Annotated in this window: 22 protein-coding genes; 7 read left to right on the top strand and 15 right to left on the bottom strand. The window is 60.8% G+C overall.

From position 1 onward, the window contains the following. The first annotated feature begins 136 nt into the window (after positions 1 to 136). The 3 genes from TU82_RS18475 (at position 137) to fecA (ending at position 3,990) form a co-directional block, all read left to right on the top strand. A complete protein-coding gene (locus tag TU82_RS18475) occupies positions 137 to 625 on the top strand; it encodes a sigma-70 family RNA polymerase sigma factor (RefSeq protein ID WP_057724817.1) in 489 nt (162 codons plus the stop codon). Next, positions 622 to 1,563: a FecR domain-containing protein gene (locus TU82_RS18470; RefSeq protein ID WP_057724711.1), complete on the top strand. Its 942-nt coding sequence runs from the start codon at positions 622 to 624 to the stop codon at positions 1,561 to 1,563. The genes TU82_RS18475 and TU82_RS18470 overlap by 4 nt, the downstream gene beginning before the upstream one ends. A 90-nt stretch (positions 1,564 to 1,653) precedes the next feature. Next, positions 1,654 to 3,990 (top strand): TonB-dependent Fe(3+) dicitrate receptor FecA, encoded by a 2,337-nt coding sequence (gene fecA, locus TU82_RS18465; protein ID WP_057724710.1) that lies wholly within the window; start codon positions 1,654 to 1,656, stop codon positions 3,988 to 3,990. Between the two features lie 169 nt (positions 3,991 to 4,159). On the opposite strand, the gene TU82_RS18460 is transcribed toward fecA, so the two are convergent. Continuing rightward, positions 4,160 to 5,032, bottom strand: a complete 873-nt coding sequence (locus tag TU82_RS18460; protein WP_057724709.1) for a LysR family transcriptional regulator — start codon at positions 5,030 to 5,032, stop codon at positions 4,160 to 4,162. Between the two features lie 104 nt (positions 5,033 to 5,136). On the opposite strand from TU82_RS18460, the gene TU82_RS18455 reads away from it, so the two are divergent. Then, positions 5,137 to 6,648, top strand: a complete 1,512-nt coding sequence (locus TU82_RS18455; RefSeq protein WP_057724708.1) for an MFS transporter — start codon at positions 5,137 to 5,139, stop codon at positions 6,646 to 6,648. Between the two features lie 54 nt (positions 6,649 to 6,702). On the opposite strand, the gene TU82_RS18450 is transcribed toward TU82_RS18455, so the two are convergent. Beyond that, the gene (locus TU82_RS18450; protein ID WP_057724707.1) at positions 6,703 to 7,113 is read right to left on the bottom strand and encodes an HPF/RaiA family ribosome-associated protein; all 411 of its coding nucleotides are present in this window, start codon (positions 7,111 to 7,113) and stop codon (positions 6,703 to 6,705) included. Between the two features lie 212 nt (positions 7,114 to 7,325). Further along, positions 7,326 to 8,273: a LysR substrate-binding domain-containing protein gene (locus TU82_RS18445; RefSeq protein WP_057724706.1), complete on the bottom strand. Its 948-nt coding sequence runs from the start codon at positions 8,271 to 8,273 to the stop codon at positions 7,326 to 7,328. Positions 8,274 to 8,410: 137 nt separating this feature from the next. On the opposite strand from TU82_RS18445, the gene TU82_RS18440 reads away from it, so the two are divergent. Together TU82_RS18440 and TU82_RS18435 are read left to right on the top strand one after the other, a co-directional pair. Then, on the top strand, positions 8,411 to 9,787 hold the full coding sequence (locus TU82_RS18440) for an L-serine ammonia-lyase (protein ID WP_057724705.1): 1,377 nt from the start codon (positions 8,411 to 8,413) through the stop codon (positions 9,785 to 9,787). A gap of 348 nt (positions 9,788 to 10,135) precedes the next feature. Further along, positions 10,136 to 10,453 carry a DUF3509 domain-containing protein gene (locus tag TU82_RS18435; RefSeq protein ID WP_057724704.1) on the top strand — a complete coding sequence of 106 codons (318 nt, stop codon included), beginning with the start codon at positions 10,136 to 10,138 and terminating at the stop codon, positions 10,451 to 10,453. On the opposite strand, the gene TU82_RS18430 is transcribed toward TU82_RS18435, so the two are convergent. Next, positions 10,450 to 10,938, bottom strand: a complete 489-nt coding sequence (locus TU82_RS18430) for a phosphate-starvation-inducible protein PsiE (protein WP_057724703.1) — start codon at positions 10,936 to 10,938, stop codon at positions 10,450 to 10,452. The genes TU82_RS18435 and TU82_RS18430 overlap by 4 nt on opposite strands. Positions 10,939 to 11,359: 421 nt before the next feature. Between TU82_RS18430 and TU82_RS18425 the strand changes: the two genes are divergently transcribed. After that, positions 11,360 to 11,626, top strand: coding sequence for a YebG family protein (locus tag TU82_RS18425; RefSeq protein ID WP_057724702.1), 267 nt, complete (start codon positions 11,360 to 11,362; stop codon positions 11,624 to 11,626). 17 nt (positions 11,627 to 11,643) lie between these two features. On the opposite strand, the gene TU82_RS18420 is transcribed toward TU82_RS18425, so the two are convergent. The 11 genes from TU82_RS18420 to TU82_RS18370 form a co-directional block, all read right to left on the bottom strand. Continuing rightward, positions 11,644 to 13,047, bottom strand: coding sequence for a pyridoxal phosphate-dependent decarboxylase family protein (locus tag TU82_RS18420; RefSeq protein ID WP_231982735.1), 1,404 nt, complete (start codon positions 13,045 to 13,047; stop codon positions 11,644 to 11,646). Continuing rightward, entirely contained in the window at positions 13,037 to 13,882 is an 846-nt protein-coding gene (locus TU82_RS18415; RefSeq protein WP_057724700.1) for an ABC transporter substrate-binding protein, read from the bottom strand. The genes TU82_RS18420 and TU82_RS18415 overlap by 11 nt, the downstream gene beginning before the upstream one ends. Further along, positions 13,883 to 15,886: a class I tRNA ligase family protein gene (locus tag TU82_RS18410; RefSeq protein ID WP_248842641.1), complete on the bottom strand. Its 2,004-nt coding sequence runs from the start codon at positions 15,884 to 15,886 to the stop codon at positions 13,883 to 13,885. Positions 15,887 to 15,898: 12 nt separating this feature from the next. Continuing rightward, the gene (locus tag TU82_RS18405) at positions 15,899 to 16,969 is read right to left on the bottom strand and encodes an NAD(P)/FAD-dependent oxidoreductase (protein WP_057724699.1); all 1,071 of its coding nucleotides are present in this window, start codon (positions 16,967 to 16,969) and stop codon (positions 15,899 to 15,901) included. Then, positions 16,953 to 18,272, bottom strand: a complete 1,320-nt coding sequence (locus tag TU82_RS18400; protein ID WP_057724698.1) for a lysine N(6)-hydroxylase/L-ornithine N(5)-oxygenase family protein — start codon at positions 18,270 to 18,272, stop codon at positions 16,953 to 16,955. Before TU82_RS18400 ends, TU82_RS18405 begins: the two co-directional genes overlap by 17 nt. 107 nt (positions 18,273 to 18,379) lie before the next feature. Continuing rightward, positions 18,380 to 19,393, bottom strand: a complete 1,014-nt coding sequence (locus TU82_RS18395) for a hypothetical protein (protein ID WP_057724697.1) — start codon at positions 19,391 to 19,393, stop codon at positions 18,380 to 18,382. Further along, positions 19,390 to 20,115 carry an SDR family oxidoreductase gene (locus TU82_RS18390; protein WP_057724696.1) on the bottom strand — a complete coding sequence of 242 codons (726 nt, stop codon included), beginning with the start codon at positions 20,113 to 20,115 and terminating at the stop codon, positions 19,390 to 19,392. Before TU82_RS18390 ends, TU82_RS18395 begins: the two co-directional genes overlap by 4 nt. A gap of 26 nt (positions 20,116 to 20,141) precedes the next feature. Further along, positions 20,142 to 20,840: an SDR family oxidoreductase gene (locus TU82_RS18385; protein WP_057724695.1), complete on the bottom strand. Its 699-nt coding sequence runs from the start codon at positions 20,838 to 20,840 to the stop codon at positions 20,142 to 20,144. Further along, on the bottom strand, positions 20,837 to 21,577 hold the full coding sequence (locus TU82_RS18380; RefSeq protein ID WP_072024074.1) for an HAD family hydrolase: 741 nt from the start codon (positions 21,575 to 21,577) through the stop codon (positions 20,837 to 20,839). The genes TU82_RS18385 and TU82_RS18380 overlap by 4 nt, the downstream gene beginning before the upstream one ends. Before the next feature lie 15 nt (positions 21,578 to 21,592). Continuing rightward, positions 21,593 to 22,612 carry a beta/alpha barrel domain-containing protein gene (locus tag TU82_RS18375; protein ID WP_057724693.1) on the bottom strand — a complete coding sequence of 340 codons (1,020 nt, stop codon included), beginning with the start codon at positions 22,610 to 22,612 and terminating at the stop codon, positions 21,593 to 21,595. Beyond that, a complete protein-coding gene (locus TU82_RS18370; protein WP_057724692.1) occupies positions 22,609 to 22,986 on the bottom strand; it encodes an L-rhamnose mutarotase in 378 nt (125 codons plus the stop codon). Before TU82_RS18370 ends, TU82_RS18375 begins: the two co-directional genes overlap by 4 nt. Positions 22,987 to 22,990 lie beyond the last annotated feature (4 nt).

Here is a 22,990-nt window from a genome sequence, read left to right as displayed (position 1 = left end):
AATGATAAATATTCTCATAAGCAAAAGAGAACGGATGAATCACCTGCTCTGGTCGATTGCCGAACCGTGCTCCCGGCCCTACAATGCGAACAATTCTTGTTCTCTAAAGCATGCCAATGCCGATGGAGTGATCACGTTGCCACCGTCCACCACCATCGAAGTTCTGTACAACGACCATCACCACTGGCTCACCGGCTGGTTGCGATGCAAGCTCGGCTGCCCGCAAAACGCCGCCGACCTGGCGCACGACACCTTCATACGGGTCCTCAGCGCACGGGAAGCACCCACGCTGATCGAACCGCGCGCCTTTCTCACCACGGTCGCCAAGCGTGTGCTGTTCAACTATTACCGTCGCCAGGACCTTGAACGCGCCTACCTCGACGCCCTGGCGCAAATGCCGGAACACGTGGCGCCGTCGGAAGAAGACCGCGCAATCATCCTGCAAACCCTGGTGGAACTGGACCAACTGCTCGACGGCCTGCCGGTCCAGGTCAAACGCGCCTTCCTGCTGGCCCAGCTCGATGGCCTGACCTACGCGCAGATCGGCGCGCAACTGGGCATTTCCATCGCCACGGTCAAGCGCCACCTGCACAAAGCCGCCCTGCGCTGCTACTTCGCCCTATGAACGTCTCGACCCAGGTAGCCGAACAAGCCGTGCACTGGTTGCTGCAAATGCAGCAAGGCACCCTCGACTCACGCCAACAGGCGGCCTGGCAACAATGGCTGGAGGCGCATAGCGAACACCAGCGCGCGTGGGACCAGATCCAGCGCGTCAACCAGCGCCTGCGCGGCCTGCCTTCGCCCCTGGCGCATGCGGCGTTGAATGCCCCGATATCCACCAGTCGGCGCCAGGCGCTGAAGCTGCTGTTGATCCTCGGCGCCGGTTCGGCGGCAGCCTGGAGCCTGCGCCAGCAACATATTTTGCCGCCATTGACGGCTGACTACCGCAGCCCTGTCGGCCAGCGTCGCAGCGTGCAGTTGGCCGACGGCAGCCAGTTGCAGCTCAACACCGGCAGCGCAGTGGATGTGCATTTCGATGGCCGCCAGCGTCTGATCCGCCTGCTCGAAGGTGAAATCCTGCTGACCGCCCGCGCCGGGGCCACGCCGCTGCGCGTACTGACCGGCCAGGGCCTGCTCAGCAGCCAGGCGGCGCGCCTGAACGTGCGCCAGTTCAATGACCATACCCAATTGGCAGTGCTCGATGGCCATGTCGAAGTGATGCCCAACCATTACAGCGGCCTGCCGTTGAGGGTGGACGCTGCGCATCAGGTCAATTACACCCGCAAAGGCTGGGACAGCCCTCGCCCGGTCGACGCCAACAGCGGCGCCTGGGCCGACGGCATGCTGGTCGCCGCACATATGCGCCTGGAAGACTTTCTCGGCGAACTCGGGCGCTACCGCCGGGGCCAGCTCAATTGCGACCCGCAGGTGGCAAACCTGCTGCTGTCCGGCAGTTATCCGCTGGATGACAGCGAACGCATTCTCGACTTGCTGGAAGTCAGCCTGCCGGTAACCGTGCGACGCTTTACCCGCTATTGGGTGACGGTTCAGGCCCGTGCGTGAAATTATTTGACGAACGCTGAGCCGTTTTCCCAACCTCGCGTGACAGAGAAGGAAAGCCACCTTGATCCTTCCTTCTCAGGACCGCCCTTCATGCCCCTGCAACCGACGCTTCTTGCCCGTACCCTGCGCCAACTCCTGCTCGGCGCCAGCCTCAGCCTGACCGTTCTGCCCCCGGTGATGGCGGCCGACACCAAGGCCTATCACATCGCGCCGACGACTCTGGAAGCGGCCCTGAACCAGTTCGGCCGCGAAGCCGGCGTGCTGGTGTCCTTCGGTTCCGAGGTCACCGCCGGCCGGCAAAGCCCCGGTTTGACGGGCAACTACAGCGCCGCCGAAGGCCTGAACAAACTGTTGGAAGGCAGTGGCCTGCAAGCCCGCGCCGAGGGCGACAACGCCTACAGCCTGCAACCGACCGGCGCCCCGGCCACCCTCGAGCTGCAAACCTCCAACGTGGTCGGCGACTGGCTCGGCGATGCGGCGCAGACCAACGTGTTCGAGCATCCCGGTGCCCGTGACGTGATCCGCCGCGACGAATTCGAACGCCAGGGCGCAACCCAGGCCCGCGACGTGCTCAACCGCATTCCCGGCGTCAACGCCCCGGACAACAACGGCACCGGCAGCCATGATATGGCGCTGAACTTCGGTATTCGCGGGCTCAACCCACGCCTGGCATCACGCTCCACGGTGCTGATGGACGGCATTCCCGTGCCCTTCGCCCCCTATGGCCAGCCGCAACTTTCATTTGCACCGATCAGCATGGGCAACATGGACGCGGTCGACGTGGTACGTGGCGGCGGCGCGGTGCGCTACGGCCCGCAGAACGTCGGCGGCATCGTCAACTTCGTGACCCGTGCGATTCCGGATGCGCCCACCGTCAAAGGCGGCCTGCAGACCGAAACCAGCCCGTCCTCCAGCCACGACGGCTTCAAGACCACCGGCAACCTGCTGGCCGGCGGCACCGCCGACAATGGCCTGGGCGGCGCACTCTTGTACTCCGGCACCCGAGGCGGCGACTGGCGCGAAAACAGCGATACCCGTATCGATGACCTGATCCTCAAGGGCAAATACCAGCTGGATGACGCCAACAGTTTCAACGCCATGGCGCAGTATTACGACGGCGAGGCCGATATGCCCGGGGGCTTGAACGTCAAGGACTACAAGGCCGACCCGTACCAGTCGACCCGTCCCTACGACAAGTTCTGGGGCCGCCGCACGATGTTCAACGTCGGCTACCGCTACGAGCAGGATCGCCGTGAATTCACGGTCAACAGCTTCTTCACCAAGACCCTGCGCAGCGGCTACCTCGACCAGGGCAACTTCCTCTCGCTGTCACCCCGCGAGTATTGGGTGCGCGGCCTGGAAACCCGCTTCGCCCAAGGCTTCGACCTCGGCCCCACCAGCCACGAAGTCGGCGTCGGCTACCGCTACATCAACGAAGCCGGCCATGAGTTGCGCTACCGCACGCCGATTGCCGTCAACCAGCAAATCCCCACCACCGACAGCCGCAACGACCGCGACACCCGTGGAGGCACCGAAGCCAATGCGTTCTTCATCGACGACCGTATCGACATCGGCAAGTGGACGATCACGCCGGGCGTGCGCTACGAGATGATCGAGTCCCAACAGACCAACAACCTGAGCAACGTCAAATACAAAGGCGACTACAACACCGCGCTGCCGGCGTTGAACGTGCTCTATCACCTCACCGACGACTGGAACCTCTATGCCAACACGGAAGGCTCGTTCGGCAGCGTGCAGTACAGCCAGATGCCCAACCGCGTGAGCAGCGGCGAAGTGAAACCGGAAAAAGCCCGCACCTGGGAGCTCGGTACGCGCTACGACAACGGCAGCCTGCGCGCGGAAATCGGTGCGTTCCTGATCAACTTCGACAACCAGTACGACAGCAACCAGACCAACGACACCGTGATCGCGCGCGGTGAGACGCGGCATCAGGGCATCGAGTCGAGCATCAACTATGCCCTCGACGGCGTAAGCCCGGCGCTGGCCGGCTTCGATGTGTACGCCACCTATGCCTATGTCGACGCGACCATCCGCGAAGACGGCCCGAACAAAGGCAACCGCGTGCCCTTCTCGTCCAAGCACAAAGGCACCCTCGGCGTGGGCTACACCGAAGGCCCGTGGAAGCTCAACCTGGACAGCAGCTACCAGAGCAGCCAGTTCGCCGACAACGCCAACACCCAGGCCGAAAGCGCCGACGGCGCGAACGGACGCATCCCCGGCTACATGCTGTTCAGCAGCCGCGCAGCGTATGACTTCGGCCCGCAGCTGTCGGATTTGAACGTGGCGGTCGGGGTGAAGAACATCTTCAACAAGCAGTACTACACGCGCTCGTTCGACGATAACAACAAGGGTAAGTATGTGGGTGAGCCGCGCACGGTGTATGTGCAGACGTCCATCGCGTTCTGACTGCCAGACGTCAATTTGCAGGCCACAAAAAATCCAAATGTGGGAGGGGGCTTGCCCCCGATGGCAGTGTGTCAGTCAGCTTATCTGTAGCTGACCCACCGCTATCGGGAGCAAGCCCCCTCCCACATTTGATCCTCAGTGTGTTCAGGATTGGAGCGCATCCGAAGCTCTAACTGCCCGCCAGGCAACTGGGGGTGGCCGCGACCAGCGCATCGATGGCGCACCGTATCTTGGCCGGCATGTGCGGCGCCGTCGGCCAGATCACATGGATGGGGGCCGGCTGCTCGCGATAACCGGGCAGTACCGCTTCCAGTTGCCCGCGCAGCGCATAGTGGGCAATCAACCAACTCGGCAACCAGGCCAGGCCCACGCCTGCAATCGCCGCATCGGCCACAGCCTGGAGGTCGTCCAGCACCAGGGGCGTGACCAGGCGCGAGCGATGGGCGTTGTTGCTGCGGTAGGCAATGCCGCGATGCAGTGCCAGGTCCTCGATACGTTCAATTCGCTCCCTGCGCTGCAGATACGCCGGTGACGCCGTCAGGCCCATGACCTGCTCCCCCAGACGCCGCGCACTCAGACGGTCGGTATCCGGCAACGGGCCGATACGCACGGCAATGTCGAAGCCTTCCTGCGCCAGATCGATCATGCGGTCGCAGAAGCAAATGTCGATCTCGAGTTCCGCATAGCGATCCATCAAGCCCCACAGGGCAGGCGCGGCATAGTGGTGACCAAACGCCAGCGGCAAACTGGCGCGCAAGCGTCCGCGCGGCTGCTGGCGGCCGCTTTCCAGCACGGACTCGGCCGCCTCCAGCTCCGACAGCGCGCGCAGACAGTGCTCGTAATACGCCTGCCCATCCTCGGTCAGACGCTGGCGGCGCGTGGAGCGCTGCAACAGGCAGGTGCCCAGGCGCGCTTCAAGCCGTGCCAGGCCCTTGCCCACCGCCGAGCGCGTGAGGTTCAGCCGCTCGGCGGCGGCGCTCAGGCTGCCGCTCTCGACGACTTGCAGAAACAGCTCGACACCATCGAAACGTGGGGTAGACATCGCAGATTGTCGCCTTGAATTCCCTTATCAAAGGAAAAGTTATCGCAAATAAAGAACTCTATTCCCGAGAGAATAATCCCTCCCTCTCTCTAAAGGAACTGCGTATGCCACCCGCCGCCGCTCTACTGGCCCTAAGCCCCGCGCATACCAACAGAAACGGCCTGGCGCTCACCGCCGTGTGTCTGGTGGCCCTGATGTTCGGCCTGGAAATCTCCAGCGTACCGGTCATCCTGCCCACCCTGGAACGCGAATTGGGCACCGGCTTTCAAGATGCCCAATGGATCATGAATGCCTACACCCTGGCCTGCACCAGCGTACTGATGGCGGCGGGCACCCTGGCCGATCGCTTTGGCCGTCGACGCGTGCTGGTACTGTGCCTGTGGGTGTTCGGCCTGGCTTCACTGGCCTGTGGACTGGCCAATGATGCTTCCACATTGATCGTGGCGCGCTTCGTCCAGGGCATCGGCGCCGGCGCGATGATGATCTGCCAGTTCGCGATTCTGTCGCACTTGTTTCGTGAACCGGCCGCACGCGCCCGGGCCTTCGCGATCTGGGGGGTGATCGCCGGAGTGGGCCTGGGGTTCGGGCCGATGGTCGGCGCGCTGATCCTGGCAGTCGCCGATTGGCGCTGGGTGTTTCTCGCCCACGTGCCACTCACCCTGTTCACCCTGGCGCTGTTGCGCATCAGCGTGCAGGAATCCCGCGACCCGGCCAGCCATCGCCTCGACATCGCCGGCATGCTGACCTTGACGCTGTCGGTGTTCGCCCTGGTCTATTTCATCACCCAGGGCACCGAGCGCGGCTTCGCCACACCGGCCATGCTCGGCTGGGCGAGCCTGGCGCTGGTGGGGTTGCTGCTGTTTATCGTGGTTGAAAAGCGCAGCGCCCATCCGATGTTCGATTTCTCGGTGTTCCGCATCCAGCGCTTCAATGGTGCGCTGATGGGCTCGATCGGCATGAATTTCAGCTTCTGGCCATTCATGATCTACCTGCCGCTGTATTTCCAGGCGGGCCTGGGCTACGACACCCTGACCACCGGCGGCGCCCTGCTCGCCTATACCTTGCCGACCTTGCTGGTGCCACCCCTGGCCGAACGCCTGGCCCTGCGCTACGGCGCCGAACGCATCATCCCGCTGGGCCTGGCAACCATGGGCGCAGGGTTTCTGGCGATGGCCGTGGCCAATCTCGCCGCGCAGCCCGGCACGCTGCCGGTGCTGCTCAGTTGCGTGATCGCTGGCACTGGCCTGGCGCTGACCAACTCGCCCACCACCAACACCACCACCGGCGCCGTCTCGGCTGATCGCGCGGGCATGGCCTCGGGCATCGACTTCAGCGCCCGGCTGATCACCCTGGCGCTCAATATCGCGCTGATGGGACTGGTGCTGTTGTTGGGGATCAGCCATCACCTGGCCGATGTACTGCCGCCGGACACGGCAATGGATTGGCCGGCCCTCAGCCAGCACCTCGCGGCGGGCAAGCTGGACGCGACGGGATTGGCGCTCAACGAGGCCCGGGCGGCGCTGCGCAACGGCGCCGGCTGGGCAATGCTCTTCGCAGGTTCAGGTGCCTGCGGGCTGGCGATGCTCAGCGGGTATTTCTTCAAACAGCGCCGTTAAACGAAAACGGGCCTGCATGCGCAGGCCCATTTTCAATGGGGAGTCAAAAAACTATCAGCCGTTGAAGACGGCCCGTTCTTTTTCCAAAAACTCCTGTTCAAGCTCATCTTCATTGACTTTGGTGGTCGGCTGGTTTTTACCGGCAGCGCGGGGCTTGCCTTGCAGTTTGCCGAACAGATGTTCCAGCGCGTGGTCGAGCTTGGTGGCCGCACCGTCGATCGCTTGCTCCAGAGTATCGGCCTTGTGCACTACCGAAATCGCTTGATGGCCTTTTGGACGTGCCTCCAGACGGCAACTTAAATCGTGGGGACCGGGCTTGTCGCCGTTCTCATCCCGCAGATAGACCTCCACACGGGTCAGGTCTTCTTCATAACGTTCGAGCGTGCTCTCAATGGTGGTACGTACCCACTCCTCCAGTCGAATGCTGCTTTCAATATGGTTATCGCTATTGACTTGGATTTGCATAGTTCTTCCCTTATTTCAGCTAGCTCGCCAGAGATCACAAACTGCAACACCGGGGTGGTGAAACCATGACCTCCTGATTACACAATTGAGCACCTGCTGAAACATTTCAACCCCTTTGCAAAGATAAATCCTACATTACAAATTAACCCTGACGACAAGCAAAAACGCTGGTAGGGTGGGGAGTTAGTTACAACTTCTTACATCCTGTTTCCTCACAGTTGCCCCGCTCCCAACGGGTGCAAGGCGCGAAAAACCCCCGCTTCTTCCACCAGCCAGTCGTGCACCGCCCGCACGCCGGGGTGATTCAACGCACCCGGGGCATACAACAGCACGTAGCGTTTATGGTTGGGCACGGCCAGGCCGAACGGTACGATCAGGGTGCCGCGCTCCAGCTCATCGTTGAGCAAGGTGCGCCGCGCGATGGCCACGCCCATGCCGGCGATGGCGGCTTCGATGGTCAGGTGGTTGCGGTTGAAGGTGTGCCCGCGACGCACATCGGCATCGGGGTAACCGATGGCATTCAGGTAGAACTCCCACTCGGCATACTCATAACTCCCACGCCAGGCGGTGATATCGTGCAGCAGCGGGAAATGCGCCAGGTCCGCCGGCCCATGCAGCGGCGGCCGGCCACGCAACAGGCTGGGGGCGCACACCGGAAATATCTGCTCATCCAACAGGGCTGTGGATAACAATCCGGGATAGCTGCCGTCGTTCAGGTCGATGGCCAGGTCGAAATCGCCCTCGTGCAGCGCGACGCTGCTGTCCTCGGCAACCATGCGCAACTGAATGTCCGGAAAGCGCTGCTGCAGGCGTGGCAGGCGCGGCGTCAGCCACTTGCCGAGAAATGACGGAATCGAGCGCAGGCGCAAGGTGCCGCTGATCATCCCGGCGTCCAGGCGCTGCAATTCGGCGTCGATGCTGCCATAGGCCTCCCCTACCACCGCCGCCAGGCGCTGCCCTTCGGCGCTGAGCTCCACACCCCGTGCGCGGCGGTGAAACAGTCTGAAGCCCAGGCGCTCTTCCAACTGGCGAATCTGTTGGCTCACCGCGCCCGGTGTGATGTGCAGCTCTTCGGCGCAGCGGGTGAACGAAAGGTGCCGCGCAGCACAGGAAAAAACATGCAGCCAGGAATAGGTCTGGCCATGAAGGGGCCGAGTCATAGCGTTTAGTCCTGCTAAAGGGTGTCTTAGGATAATTCGTTGGTCAGTGCCAATCCAGAGGATCAGTATCGCGCCAACTCCGCCTGCTCTACAAAACATGGCAGCGATTCTCACTCCATTGCTTGTAAGGCTTTAGCATGGCTATCAGCGTTTTTGACCTATTCAAGGTGGGCATCGGCCCCTCCAGCTCCCATACCGTCGGCCCGATGCGCGCTGCGGCGACCTTTGCCCAGGCACTGGCCGACCAGCAGTTGCTCGGCCAAACCCGCCGCGTCGAAGTACGTTTATACGGTTCGCTGTCCGCCACCGGCGTCGGCCACGCCACTGACCGCGCCTGCGTGATGGGCTTGATGGGCGAATGGCCGGATCGAATCGACCCCACCTCGATCAATGCGCGTATCCAGCAACTGCGCGAGTCCGGTCAGCTGTTGCTCGCCGGCCAACAGACCATTGCCTTCAACTGGCACACCGACCTGCTGCTGCTCGATGAAAGCCTGCCCTATCACCCTAACGCCATGTCCCTGCATGCCTATGGCGACAGCGGCCTGTTGAGCGAGCACACCTACTACTCGGTGGGCGGTGGTTTCATCATCGAAGCCGCCGAAGCCGCATCGGGCATTGCGCCGACCAGCGATGTGCAATTGCCCTACGACTTTTCCAGCGCTGCTGAACTGCTGGCCTTGTGCAACAAGCACGGCCTGCGGGTTTCGCAATTGATGATGGCCAACGAACGGGCCTGGCGCAGCGACGAAGACATCCGCAGCGGCCTGCTGCATATCTGGTCGGTGATGCGTGAATGCGTGGAACAGGGTTTGCGCGATGAAGGCATTCTGCCCGGTGGCCTGGACGTCCCACGTCGCGCGGCGAAATTGCACCGCAGCCTGTTGGAAATCGGCAAGCCCAATGTGATCACATCGACCTTATCGGCCATGGAGTGGGTCAACCTGTTCGCCCTCGCCGTCAACGAAGAAAACGCCGCCGGCGGGCGCATGGTCACCGCGCCGACCAATGGTGCGGCGGGGATCATTCCTGCCGTGCTGCATTACTACATGAAATTCAACGCCGACGCGTCCGACGACGATGTGGTCAATTTTTTCCTGGCGGCCGCCGCCGTCGGCATCCTCTGTAAAAAGAACGCCTCGATCTCCGGCGCCGAAGTCGGCTGCCAGGGCGAAGTGGGCTCGGCCTGCGCCATGGCCGCCGCCGGGCTGGCCGACATCCTTGGCGCCACCCCCGAACAGTTGGAAAACGCCGCCGAAATCGGCCTGGAACACAACCTAGGCCTGACCTGCGACCCGGTCGGCGGCCTGGTGCAGGTGCCGTGCATCGAGCGCAACGCCATTGCGGCCGTTAAAGCGATCAACGCCACCCAAATGGCCCTGCGCGGCGATGGCAAGCACTTCATTTCCCTCGACCGGGTGATCCGCACCATGCGCGACACCGGCGCCGATATGCATGACAAGTACAAGGAAACTTCACGGGGCGGCCTGGCGGTCAGCTGGGTGGAGTGCTGACTGCGCCGTCTGCGATCGTTTTCTCCGTATTGCCCTGAAACAGGTCACTGCTCTCAGGAACAACGCCGGTCAAATGTGGGAGGGGCTTGCCCTAATGCCAGTCTGTAGGAGCGAGCTTGCTCGCGAAAAACGTCAACGATAACGCATGCTTCCTGAATGAACGCGGCGCCTATAAGTTTTTCGCGAGCAAGCTCGCTCCTACAAAAAAGCCTTCCCAGCACCTGTACGGCACGCCCCTTGCTGTAGAGCTTTTGAGGAAAACGGACTTTGGCCGGTGGTCAGGCAACGCGAACTATTCCCGACACCGGTCGTCAATGACTGCATGTTCTTATCAGGCGGTAACGCACCATGGACAACCCTTTTCAGATCATCACCGACACCTTCAGCCCACAATACCGCGTCAACCTGAGCATCCAGCGGCTGGACGGCAGCATCATGCTCACCCTCTCCGATGACACAGGCGTAGTGGCCAAACGCATGATCAGCGCCGAACAGCGCAACGACCCGCAACGGCTCAAGCGCCTGGTGCAAAGCATTCAGTTCGGCATTGCCATCGAACAGGGTCATAGCGCCATGGAAATCCTGGAGCTGATGACGGACGGCGACAGCCACAAACTCCTGCAGCGACCGCCCGCCCGTCATCTGCCTTTCAGCGTCGGGCTTTAAAGCTCGCCCTTCTCGGTTTCCAGGCTCGCCTCGCCCTTGCGACGCGGGCCTTCGACTTTCACCGAAGGAAACGCCGACGACGCGTAGCGCACCACCAGAATCGCGAAGGCCAACAGCAGAATCCCGCCGCACAAATAGATAATGCCCACGTCCGGCGGGTTGTGATGGGATACGTTGGAGATCAGCAGCCGCGTCAGCGCGGTGATCGCGACGTAGATCAGGAAGCGCACGGGCATGTGGTTGGTCTTGAAATAAATCCCGACCATGGCGCCCAGTTCCAGGTAGATGAACAGCAGCAAGATGTCATCGATCTTGATGTGCCCGTTCTCCAGCATCCCCAGAAATTCCATCACCGCCGCCCAGGCGGTCACTGCACCAATGGCGAACAGCGCCAGGTAATGGAACGACTCCACAAACAGATTGCCCAGCGACTCGGCCAGCCCATGGACTTGCTGACGCAGCTTCTCGGCCCAGTTGATTTTCACGATGATGCTTCCTTAGGTCGGTTCGACCGGATAATGCGGGGTGGAGGTGACGGTTGTTCTGCATGCAGGAAAAAAGCCAGAGGCCGCTGGTGAGAGGGTGGCCGAGTGACACGAGGCACTTTATTCACTCAGATCATGGCATTCAGCCCCAATGCGCGTTTGCGGCGTAGCAACTCGCAATTTTCCGACTACATTAAAAACCTGCCCTCCAACGCCAAATGTTTCGCTTGCTTTTAACTGTATATAAACACAGTATGCACCAGAGGTAAGGGTCGTGAATGCCTGGATATGTCAGATGCGCCCTATCTGGTCAGGACACTCGAACCGCAGACTCGATGATTGCGTAGCTTGTCGGACACAGCACAAAGCCCGCAGCGCCGGGGCGACCCCATTCAACACTTGATATTACGACGAGGCCAAAATGGCTGTTGAGACCCTTTACCGCAGTACCCGGGATTTGGAGACTACGTTCGTGGACCGAAAACTTGCCGACGCTCACGATCAGATGCTTGAACTGGCAGAGGCCCTGACGGACGTATTGATGAAAAACGTCGCCGGCCTCTCCGAAAAACACGCTGAAGATGCAAGTATCTACATGGCAAAAAATCGCGCCATCTTCGCAGCCGCCTTCAAAAACAACGCAATGGCGCTCAACGAGCTGAATGCTCCAGCCGATGCTGAAGGATAGAAATCAGCACGCATTCTTCAGAGGTCAGCCAGCAGGTCATCACATTGCTGCTCATCCAGCGTTGTGTTCATGATGCATACCCGCATCACGGTCTTCCCCTGCCAGCGAGAAGGGACCACCAGGGCAACACCGTCACGCAGGCAACGCTGCGCCCAGCGATCATAATCGTCGGCTTGCCAGCCGTGGCGCGTGAACAGGATAACGCTCAAGCCGGACGCCTTTATCAGCTCCAGCCTCGGATGGCTGACGATGCGCGTGCGCAGGTAGGCGCTGAGCACAAGGATGCGCTCCAGAGTATGCCGGTAAGCCGCGATGCCATGCACCGCCAGTGAGAACCACAGCGGCATGCCCCGGGCCCGACGCGACAGATGGAAGGCATAGTGCATGGGGTTGCATTGCTCGGACTCATTGATCTGCTCCAGATAGGAAGCATCCTGAGTAAAAGCTGCGGTAACCTCATCGGGTTTGGCATAGAGCAGCGCACAACAGTCGTAGGGTACGAACAGGCCCTTGTGTGGGTCGATGATCAGTGAGTCGGCCCGCTCAATACCTTCCAGTTGAGTCCTCACACTCCGTACACACAGGAACGCACCGCCATAGGCCGCATCCACATGCAACCAGATAGCATGCTGACGGGCGATTTCCCCTATACCGGAAAGATCATCAATCTGTCCCGAATTGGTCGCGCCGGCGACCGCTACCACGGCGACCACATGGTCGCGCCGCCCCTCCACGGCCAGTTGTTCCAGGGTCTTCGCCAGTTCGAAAGCCGTCAAACGGCCCAGCTCATCCGAAGCCACCGTAACCACGCCCAGGTCGAGCAACCGGGCGCTGACGATAATTGAAGAATGGGCTCCCTCTCCCACCACTAAAAGCCCCTGATGCCGCCCCGCGCGTTCTCGGTAGCGATGTCGGGCGGCCACCAGCGCGGAGAAATTACCCGCGGTGCCACCACCGACGAAACACCCTCCGGCGCCGTCCGGCAAACCGGCCAGCTCACACAACCAGCGCAATGCCTGATTCTCCGCCCAGATCAAGCCCGCCCCGCCCAGCCATCCCGAGCCGATCATGCCACTAGCGGACAGCAAGCCGTCCATCAACGCGGCTGCCGGGGTAGCACGGGCACCGATGTAGGCCAGATAACCCGGGTGGTCGGTCGGCACGCCGTGCCGGCCAAGCAAGCTGGTGTAGAGTTCCAACGCGGGTTCCAGGCCTATACCTGATTCACAAATCGTGGTGCCGACTGCCTCTTCTGCCGCCTGCGTAATGTGCTCGGCATCACACGGCGCCGACAGCTTGGCGCGGGGCTGGGTCAGGGCCTGGCGGAACGCGGACAGCATAATCTCAATGTCGCCGGGTGCGATGTCGTCATGGCCTATGCAGGGTAACTCGCGCAAGGTTCCAGAATGTTCAAGTTGCATGATGATGACGTCCTTTGTCATGGCCAGGAAAAATGGAATATTCGTGCCACTTCATGATGTAGCCGGCATGTCGGTACTGACCCTGGTCGAAATCCGCATGTGCATCGAGGTACTCGCGTACGGCGCAGCCCTCCTCAACGGCAGCAGCCACAAACCTCAGCGCCATGCGCGCGCAGTCGCCAAAATCCGGCGTGGCATGGGGGCACAGGGTGATTGCGCCGGTCCCCGCCAGCAACTCGCCAAACTCTTCGACCACACAATCATCCGGCACCAGATAAACCGTCCCCGGACGCGCTCTTCGACGAATTTCCGCAGCCACCGCGACGTGCGAGCCCATCAACGCGCATACCGACTGGCTTGCCCCTTGCAGCGTCATCGGCAGCAGACGCTGTTGCAAAGCCGAGGCCAATCGTTCGCCGTACGGCGAGCCATCCGACCAGAACTCTTCAACCTGCGTATAAACCTGAGCCAGGTAGTCGACAATGGTGATCACTTGCTGCAATTCACTGGCACACAAGCGAAAGGCACCGACCGTACGGCAAAGGTCTGGTGCCGTTGCGGCGGGCAATAGCAAGGGAACACCGGCCGCCTGGTAGAGTGCTCCGGCCGACCGGGCGCATTCACTGTTGAAATGCCCAATGACCACCCCTGCTCCGCCGGCCAACAGTCGGCGCGCCGCAGCTACCGCGACGACGGGGTCGGCCGCATCATCCGCCCATATCAGAGGTAGCGATGACCCTTGCACGGCCTTGCGAAGCCACTCCCCATACGCCGCCCGAGGGCCCGTCAGAGGCCCAACGACACCCACCCGTTGTCCGCGCATGACTGCGCTCATCTAGACGTGCCCCGGCATAAGCCGCGCCAGTGCCTGCGCCGACACGCTGTGCAGTTTCACAGGTGGCCGGCGGGCCAGGGTATGACCGCCGGCAAAGAACGAGCCGGCCAGTACATCTTCACGTTCGAGCCCAGGCAGATTGAGCCATTCGCTCAGTTGCTGGCTGATACCCGGCATCAACGGGTAAGAGGCATAAGCAAGCCAGCGCAGGGTCATGGCCTGCAGCGCCAGTGCAGTGCGCGCATGGTTGGATAACGGTTGCGCCGAAGACTTCAGTAAATGCTCTTGTGCGGCACTGAAACGTGACGCGCGATGAATCACATGAGCGACCTGCTCGGCCATGCGTTTGGGCGAGAAACTCTGGATCGAGGCAGCCTGCCGATACCCGTCCATCCATTGGCACAGTTCTTCATGATAGGTTTTCTGGTCGCTCAGCCAGGCGCCAGGCTCAGGCACGCCGCCGCCATGCCTGGCGATGCACTGATCCAGGCGCTGGATCAACCCATTCAGTTTCTGCGCAAACAGGTCATTGAGCTGCTCGCTGATCTCATCGACGGTGAAATTGGTTCTCACCCCCTCAGGGCGCGCGAGCATGAGCGCCATGCGCGCATAATCGCTGCCGGCTTCGGCCAAAAACTCACGGCCCCAGATCAAATGGCGGCGACTGGTGGAGAACTTACTGCCATCAAGATCAAGCAGTTCGTTGACAATGTGGTGTCGCGGGGGGGTCAAGTCCAATGCCAGGTAGATCGCCGGGAATAACAAGGTGTGATAATAGGCATTGTCGAAGCCGTAACAATGAACCACATCCATCGCGCCCGAATAGCACTGCTCGGCACGTGCGAAGCGATCGTTGCCGTCAACCGGCAGGTCGCTGGCGCCCCACAGATAACCGAAGGCCATTTCGAACCAGACGTAGATGACCTGATCCTGCACGGATGGCAGGCGGTGACGAATACCCCAGTCGCTGCGATGGCTGATGCAGATATCCGGCAGCCCCTGGCGCAGCATGGTGTGGCAAAGCTGATAGACATGGGCGGGCATGTTGGCCGTCTGGATGTACTTGAGCAGTTCGTCGGCAAATGCACTCAAGCGGAAGAATAAGCGTGTTTCGATTTTTAATCGGGGTTGACGCCCATCGCGCTTGACGCGCGGTTGGGTCAGGTCGGTGCACTGGTTGGGCTGGCCACAGGCCTCACAGGCATTGCCGTCACTGCTTTCACCACAATGCGGGCAGCCCCCATGAATGAACGCCTCATGCAGCGCGTTTCCCGCGTCATCCACGAACACTGGCGTGTCCTTGGCATAGATAACATCCTGCTCATGCAGTCGTTGCAGGTAGTGATGAACGAAGTCCGCGTACTCACCTTGGGTATCCGGTGTGATGAACACGTCCATATCGATGCCATAACCTTGCCACGTTTCGCGGATGGCCTGGGCATAGTGATCGGCGCATGCGCCCGGACCGATGCCTTCCTTGGTTGCGCACGTTACGACGTACGTCTGGTTATCGTCACGCCCGCTGCCGTAGAAAACCCTGGCACCGGTGTTGCCCAGCACGCGCTTGAGCACATCACCTGCGATGTAGGGCCCCGAGAGATGTCCCAAGTGCAAATCACCGTTCGGCGTCGGCGGGGTGGCGTAGATCAGGGTGTCCACAACCGGCGCTGCTGCGGGCGCGTTAGAGCGCCCCGCATCCCAATATAATGAATGGAAGGTCAAGGGGTGTTGATCGCTCAGATTACGCAGGGTATGAGGTTCGAAGCGCTGGCAGTGCACGGCGTCCCCCGCACGCACTTCAAGCGTCTCCTGCGCGGTTTTAACCACGCCATGCCCAGCGGTGAAAATAAACAACTCATCCTCAAAGTGATTGTGCGGCTGGCTTTCCTCGCCAGGCCCCAGGGTGCAGCCCATCAGGTTAAGGTCAGTGCCAGGCAGGTCAACGGTGCGCGAGTCGACGTTGTAGAAGCGTTTGGCCGGGGAAAACATATTGATCTTTTTCATGGTCGTTGCTCTCTATCCTTGAGAAATTACGCGGGTGAGCTGCATGGCAACATGGGGCGCCATTTTGAATCCGCCGCCACTGAAACCAGAGGCAACCAGCACGCCGCCCGGCAACCCCGGTTGCTTGCCAATCAACCCGATGGGTTGCTCGCTGTAGCAGTCGCTATGGCACAGCGCACCCTCCAGCGATGCGTCTTGCAGCCAGGGAAAACGCCGTTGCCCCTGCTCTCGGGTCAGTTGTGCGTGGGACAGTTGAGCAGGCATGTAACTGTGGCTGGCAGGCACTCGCATACCCGTCGGGTAGCCGACGTAGAGCCCGCCGGTCAGGGGGCACGGTCGTCCGTTAAGCTGATTGATGTCGTCAATGAAACACGGCGCCTCAGGTAACGGTGTCGTGCCCTTGAACCGTGTGACCTGAATATGTTGACTCCACAGGCCAAAGGCATCACCGAACTGGCGAATCAGGAACTCGCTGGTACCATTGCCCATCGCGACAATCACCTGCGCACCGTCGTAATCGCCGTTGGAGCTCAGCACGCCAACGGCCTGCCGGCTCGCAACATCGACACGTACCGCGTGAACCTTTACCGCGTCATGGTAGACCCCCCCCTGGGCGATGGCCGATTGCACCAGATACTGCAACGTCGGCCTGGCCTCCATGTAGCCTGAGCCCGGTTCGTACAGCGCCATTTGCGCGGTGATCGGCAATGCGGGGTAGCGGGCAGCCAAGGCCCGGGAGTCGAGCAATTGAGCGGGAACCCCTTCGCGCTCCAGCCAGCCCTGCATGTCGGCCAATGCGTGTGGCTCGGCGAAATGCAGGTAGCCCGTCTCGGTAAAGGGCACCTGCCCCCCGGAGTCCTGCGCCAACTGCCGGTAGAAGTGATAGCCCTGCGCCGCAGCGCGGGTCGCCTCCCAGGACGCATGAGTGACCCGCACGATGCAGCCGGAAGCGCCTGTCACACCGCAGCCGAGCTGCTTGTCATCCAGCAGCAGGCAGCGTTTGCCCGCCTGGGTCATGATATAAAAGCACGTCGCCCCGATGATGCCGGCCCCAATGATGATGACGTCAAACGGCTTGCTCATAGTGCCTCCGTTTCAGGGTGGTGCGCAGATCGTCGACGATTTCACCGGCGCGAATGGCCATATTGGAAATGAGCGTGGCGCTCAATCCATGAGTGTCTTCGGCAACACCCGTGGAATACAGCAGTGGCGCCGAGTCCCCCTGAAAGGTCAGGCGGTAGTTACGCAAAATACGCGCCGAGCCCTCGTCGTGGACCATTCGGGCAGCCAGGGATGCGCACAACAGGTCGGCGATACGGCGGGGACGGAAGCCGGTCGCGCAGACCAGATAGTCGCAGCGCAGCTTTTGTACATCGCTGCTCATTTGGCGGTTGAACGCCACCTGTAGTCCGGCACCCTGAACAAGGACCGATTGGAAACGACTCATGCGTTCCAGCTTGAGACGCTGCTGCCCACTGACTTCGTCGTCGTACCAGTTGCGGTAAAGTTTTTCGATCAGGGCCATGTCCACTGCGGAGTAATTGGTGGAGGCATGTGTGCGCAGTATGTGTTGGCGGACATGGGCGGGCGACGCGTGGAAATCATCGACCGCGTCGGCGTTGAATATTTCGTTGACGAATGGGCTGTCGTCGGCTGGCGTGTAGCCATAGCGCGCCATTATGGCTGTCACGTTCATGGCCGGATACGTCTCGAGCAGGTACTCAACGGCCTCGGCGGCACTCTGCCCACCGCCCACCACGACGCAGTGGCCGTCGGCATTCAACGCAGTCTTTTCAAGATGGGCCAGCAAGTGATGAACGTGCGTTACCCGCTCGCCGGGCTCCACCCCCAATGGCAATTGAGGCTCAAGGCCCAATGAATGAACCACCGAACGGGCAAGCACAGCTGTCGTCATATCACCCACCTGCATCTGGACTCTGAACAGAGGTGAACCGTCATCGTCCACGCCGCCCTCGTTGATGCTCAGGACCTGATGACCGTAGAACACCTGGTCGCTGAACTCCGCCGCGCACCAACTCAGGTAGTCGTGGAACTCCAGGCGGCCGGGGAAGAAGTCCTTCTTGTTGCAGAAGGCGGCGATCCTGCCTTTGCTATGCAAGTAATTGACGAACGTAAAGTGGCTGCGCGGGTTGCGAAAGCTGACCAGGTCTTTGAGAAACGTCACCTGCATGGTTGCATTCTTGAACAGCATGCCCTTGTGCCAACCGAAACCAGGTGCGCTGTCAAAAAAAGCAACATCCAGCTCGGGGGCCATCTCCTGAAGGGCGATAGCGAGCGAAATGTTCGAAGGGCCAAAGCCGATACCCACCACATCGTGGATTTTTTGCTCGCAAGGGCTGATGACCAAATCTGTTGCAAAACTCATGTGAACTCCCTGTCTACAGAATTTCAGGCTGAGCGCAGCCGCAGGAGGTTGATCGTGTGATGACCTCCCTGGGCATTTCTATTGGGGTGCTGCGCAGCGGCGACGGGTTAATCGATCTCGAAGGCGTCGGTAAGGTTGAGCGACTGGAGCATGGCGATCTCCTCGGTCAACTTTTCAAGGCAATGATTGCGTAAGAAAACCGTACATCCGTAGGTGGTGCCGTCAGTGGTCATTGCTACCGCCTGGCCAAGCGACGGCGCCACGAAATAGTGGCTGAAGCTCTCCAGGCTGCGCACTTCACGGTCAAAGCGAAAGGCCTTGACCCGCCCGGCCCGCGTAATCACAAAAGAGTAATCCGCCACCGCTGCACCTTGCGTCGGGCCTTGCCCGAGTGCCTGCGGCCACTGTTTCCAGCAATCCTCCTGGGCTGGCCACCCGCCCACCCGGCAAAGCTGCGGCAACGGCGTGCTGGCCAGTCGCGGCGACAGCTTCACCAGTCGCGCACCGGTTGATGTGATCACCACCTCAGCGTGCAACGGGCCGTGCAGCATGCCGAGCCCGTTAGCCAGCGCGGCAAGCTGCGGCACCAGCCGCGCCGGCAGCACGGCGGGAGGCAGGCTGTTGACGGCAGTGAGGAGCCTGCGCCCTTCCAGATCCAGGGTATGACAGCGCCAGGCGTCAGTGACGTGGAACTCACCCGCGTCGAGTACCCCATTGATGAACACGGGATAACCCGGTTCATGGACATGGATCTGAAACGGCCCCGGTGAATCATCCAGCAAGGCGGCGACCTGGAACGCAGTGGCCCACTGCCCCCCCAGCAGCACGGCTGAACCGCGCGAACTCGGCGACAGCGCCGGGCGCACGACCCAGGCACGACCATCATCAAGCGGCAACCGGTCCAACGATGCTACTTGCCGACCGTCAAACGCCAAGTCAGGGGCGAGCCTGCGAACCGCCTGGTGTTGCGCGCACTTGTCAAAGAACACTGCCGGATCGCAGCCTGCGGTGAAAAACCCATCGGCGATGTTCAGCGGCATGACCTGACGCAGCTCCAGGTCATCGCTGGAGAGCCGATAACTGACCGGTGCCGGGCACCGTGCAGTGGTGTTGTTCATCATTGCAGCGTCTCGCGAGTCGGGCCCCGGAAGTGCACCGCATCGATGTGGCAGTTGCGCGGTTGCGTCAGCACGAAGCGCATGGTCTCCCAGATGGAACGACCGTTGAGCAATGGGCTGGCAGGATCAACCGCCTCATCCAGGCCGGTCACTTCGAAATCGGGCGGGTAAAAACCGGTGACCCGAATGTGCTCCTTGGCCAGGTGATGAGCCATGTTCTGGCAAAAGCCACTCATACCGTGTTTGGCGGCGAAAAAGGCTGGATGGGCGATAGAGTCGGTAAACTGCGGCACGCCGCACACCGAGACCATCGCCATGATATCGGCCGCCGCCGAGCGACGCAGCCCGGGCAACAGCGCACGCGTCAGGATGATCGAGCCTGTCAGACCGGAGTTGATGGTGCCGGCGATGTCGTCGTCACTGTCGTCTTCTCCCAATAGCCCCTCAAGCCACTGCGCCGCGCTCAGCACCAGAACGTCCACCGCCCGCTCATCCTGCAGGATTTGCGCAGCGAAGGCGCGCACCGATGCAGGGTCGGCGATGTCGCACGCGTAGGCACGCGCAGATCCCCCTTCGGCTCGAATAAGCTCACACGTGGCCTGCGCACTGGACATCTGGCGCGCGCACAAGTCGACATGAGCCCCTTCCCGGGCCAGCCACACCGACACCGCCTGGCCGAAATCACGACCACCACCGGTGACGACAACACGTTTATTTTTCAGCATGGTATGCGTTCCTGTCGCAAGGTTCGTTATAAGCCCGGATGGGGAACCGTCTGGCTACCCGAGACCTTCTCCTGATAGAGATGATCAACGATGTAGTCGGCGGCGTGTTCGGCCCAGATATCGGCAGCGATGTACTGGTGATGCTCGTCCGGCAGGCAGATGGAGAGCATTTGGGTATTCACACCATTGCCCGGATCAAGCGCGACAGCATTCACCTGCGCCGGCAAGTCAGCGTTAAGCGAGCCAATCAGCCCCTCGATGGCGAATTTGCTGGCACAGTAAGGCCCCAGTCCCCACGAAGCCGAGCGCCCCCAACCGGAACTGATCGCGATGAACAGGCCCTGGCGACGGTCGAGCATCGATGGCAAAAAAGCATGCAGGGTATTGACGACCCCCAGCACGTTCACCTCCATCACTCGCGCCCAGTCCTGCAGGTCAATCTCCCACGCCGGCTTACGTTCGCTGATCACCCCGGCGTTGCACACCACGATGTCAACCGGACCGTCGCGCAACACGGCCTCTGCGAATTGCTGCATGTCCTGAGGCTCGGTGACCGAGGCGCAGTACAGCGCAGGATTGCCTTGCACCGCGCCGACAGGCGCGTCAACTGCAAGCTGGCAGCCATGAACCTGGTGGCCGCGTGCGGCCAGCGCATGGCCCAGGGCTTTGCCCAAGCCACGGCTTACGCCGGTGATGGCAATGGTGAGTGGCGCTCTTGCTTTCATTGTAAAAAGTCCTCCTTGACCCTCGAACAGCGTGCGTTGAACTGTGAAACAGGATTATCCGGTTGCAAATCAGGCACCTCTCCCGCCCGGTAATCGGCGGGCCAGTTGGCGCTCAAGGCTGAACGCCCGACCAGTGCATGGCCGCTGACAAAGATAAACGGCACCTTGCAGGTAATCGCAGCCTCGGCATCGGCAATGGCATCCCCCAGAAAGAGCGCCTGCGAAGCATCACACCCATATTGATCGAGCAGAGCACGAATGGCAGCAGTCTTGGAGGTGGGTGAGCCGATCACTCGTACCATGTAGCGATCGATACCGCTCACCCTCAACGCCTGGATAATTTCCTCCTCCTTGCCACCGCTCACCACTGCACATAGCACGTTGCCCTCTGCCAGTTGCGCCAGCAACTGCTGCGCCCCGGCCACCAAGGGTGCAGCGCTGTAATGGGTGCGCAGATAATCTTCATAACGTGAGATGCACGTCGCCAGGAAATGCTCGGCATCGGGGCCGACGGGCGCAATCAGTTGCTGGAAGACCTCAAAATGCCAGAGTCTGGGTCGTCCGAAGTTAAGTCTGAAACTTTCCTTGCAGCGATCGCGCAGCTTCTGCGAGTAATGCGCCAGTGCGTAATCGACCGCCGCCAGCTTCACGCCATTGGAGTCGAGCAACACGCCGTCGCAATCGAAAAATACCAACCGCTTACCCACTAACCTATCGCCAAGCGTGACCCTGGTCATACGCGTACTCCGCACTTACCTGTACTGGTTGAGAATGTTCACATCAAACTTGTGCGATCCGGCGTGCCCGGCGATTCTGCCGACGATGTCGATGCGCTGCGCACCACTTAACGGAGCACCTTCGAACAGTCTCTGTGCATAGGTGGGGTGGATGTTATGCCGGGCCTGGCAACGGTAGGTCGGCGAGTACCCCCAGTTCGCTACTTGCCGCAACGGCTCGATATGTTCGGCCAGGAAGTTTTCGCAATGCGCCATCGGCTGTTGAGGCTTGAGCAATGCCAAGCTTTCCGTCGCCGCATTACCCGCGCCACGGCCGATTCCGGCAAAGGTACCATCGACGTATCGGGCCCCGGCCTGGATCGCAGCGTGGGTATTGGCGACGGCCAGGCCGTAGTTGTCATGGGCATGAAAGCCAAGCGGCAAGTCCGTCAACTCTGCAGCGTTGCGGAACAATTGGTGCACCTGCCCCGGCAACATGCGGCCGAAACTGTCGGCAAAATAAAGGGCAGTGATCGGCTCCTGGTCCAGGCCGTTCAGACTACCGGCCAACTGATCGTTCGACAGCTCGGCGACCTGCATCAGGTTGAGGATCACTGTCAGCTCATTGCCCTCCAAAGCCCGCGCCAATCTCACGCAATCATCGAACTGGCTGCTCTTGGCCGCAATGCGCAGGATATCGATACGAAATGGCGCGCGGCGAACCGAGGCGAGTATCACGTCGGCCATTGCCTGGGGTGATTGCTCCAGCGCCGGCCCCGCGTCGATCATGACGGCCACTTTGACCTGATGCGGATCAATCAGCAGGCACTGCTGCTCCGTCAGTGACTCGGGCAATGCCTTATAAGACCCGTAATCAGCGCTATGCGAGAACGTATCGAGATTCAGGTAACCCAATTCGACGATGTCCACGCCAGTGGCGAGGCAAGTACCGAAGTACTGCCGAGCCATGGCATCGGAAAACCGCCAATCGGTCTGGAACCCACCATCGCGCAAGGTGCAATCCAGTAACGCGAATGACTGTTTTCGATCGGTCATTTTTGCTGGCCTGCCGTATCGACGCTCCAGTCGTACACCTGCTCCAGGCGCCACCAGTTCAATTCTGTCTGATTGCCGGCAATGCGTTTGAGCAACGGATTATCACCATGCATCTGGTCGTCCCACGCCTGCACTGCCGGATGGAAAGACAAGGCACGGCTGAAGTCACGCAGCGCATCAAACTCATCGTTCGCCTCTACCTGCATGAACAGCGTGCGGGGCGGCAAAAGATAAATCGACATGCGCTGCAAGCCGATTTCCTTGAGCACGCCGTGCTCACCGGCAATTTGTTGCGGCACGTCGCGGTGTAACGTCTTATACAAGGTTACTGCTTCGGCACTGGTCAACTCGATTGAAAAACCAAAACGCTTCATGTGT

This window comes from Pseudomonas orientalis (assembly GCF_001439815.1).
Classification (GTDB): Bacteria; Pseudomonadota; Gammaproteobacteria; order Pseudomonadales; family Pseudomonadaceae; genus Aquipseudomonas; species Aquipseudomonas orientalis.
This window is presented reverse-complemented; position numbering and strand designations above follow the sequence as displayed.

Bases quoted from the DNA above. Each gene is read 5' to 3' on its own strand.
- TU82_RS18425 (WP_057724702.1), top strand. From the start codon at position 11,360: ATGGCTGTTGAGACCCTTTACCGCAGTACCCGGGATTTGGAGACTACG.
- TU82_RS18410 (WP_248842641.1), bottom strand. From the start codon at position 15,886: ATGAAAAAGATCAATATGTTTTCCCCGGCCAAACGCTTCTACAACGTC.
- TU82_RS18445 (WP_057724706.1), bottom strand. From the start codon at position 8,273: ATGACTCGGCCCCTTCATGGCCAGACCTATTCCTGGCTGCATGTTTTT.
- TU82_RS18420 (WP_231982735.1), bottom strand. From the start codon at position 13,047: ATGCAACTTGAACATTCTGGAACCTTGCGCGAGTTACCCTGCATAGGC.
- TU82_RS18395 (WP_057724697.1), bottom strand. From the start codon at position 19,393: ATGATGAACAACACCACTGCACGGTGCCCGGCACCGGTCAGTTATCGG.
- TU82_RS18440 (WP_057724705.1), top strand. From the start codon at position 8,411: ATGGCTATCAGCGTTTTTGACCTATTCAAGGTGGGCATCGGCCCCTCC.
- TU82_RS18370 (WP_057724692.1), bottom strand. From the start codon at position 22,986: ATGAAGCGTTTTGGTTTTTCAATCGAGTTGACCAGTGCCGAAGCAGTA.
- TU82_RS18385 (WP_057724695.1), bottom strand. From the start codon at position 20,840: ATGAAAGCAAGAGCGCCACTCACCATTGCCATCACCGGCGTAAGCCGT.
- TU82_RS18415 (WP_057724700.1), bottom strand. From the start codon at position 13,882: ATGAGCGCAGTCATGCGCGGACAACGGGTGGGTGTCGTTGGGCCTCTG.
- TU82_RS18380 (WP_072024074.1), bottom strand. From the start codon at position 21,577: ATGACCAGGGTCACGCTTGGCGATAGGTTAGTGGGTAAGCGGTTGGTA.
- TU82_RS18460 (WP_057724709.1), bottom strand. From the start codon at position 5,032: ATGTCTACCCCACGTTTCGATGGTGTCGAGCTGTTTCTGCAAGTCGTC.
- TU82_RS18470 (WP_057724711.1), top strand. From the start codon at position 622: ATGAACGTCTCGACCCAGGTAGCCGAACAAGCCGTGCACTGGTTGCTG.
- TU82_RS18405 (WP_057724699.1), bottom strand. From the start codon at position 16,969: ATGAGCAAGCCGTTTGACGTCATCATCATTGGGGCCGGCATCATCGGG.
- TU82_RS18450 (WP_057724707.1), bottom strand. From the start codon at position 7,113: ATGCAAATCCAAGTCAATAGCGATAACCATATTGAAAGCAGCATTCGA.
- TU82_RS18390 (WP_057724696.1), bottom strand. From the start codon at position 20,115: ATGCTGAAAAATAAACGTGTTGTCGTCACCGGTGGTGGTCGTGATTTC.
- TU82_RS18400 (WP_057724698.1), bottom strand. From the start codon at position 18,272: ATGAGTTTTGCAACAGATTTGGTCATCAGCCCTTGCGAGCAAAAAATC.
- TU82_RS18375 (WP_057724693.1), bottom strand. From the start codon at position 22,612: ATGACCGATCGAAAACAGTCATTCGCGTTACTGGATTGCACCTTGCGC.
- TU82_RS18455 (WP_057724708.1), top strand. From the start codon at position 5,137: ATGCCACCCGCCGCCGCTCTACTGGCCCTAAGCCCCGCGCATACCAAC.
- fecA (WP_057724710.1), top strand. From the start codon at position 1,654: ATGCCCCTGCAACCGACGCTTCTTGCCCGTACCCTGCGCCAACTCCTG.
- TU82_RS18435 (WP_057724704.1), top strand. From the start codon at position 10,136: ATGGACAACCCTTTTCAGATCATCACCGACACCTTCAGCCCACAATAC.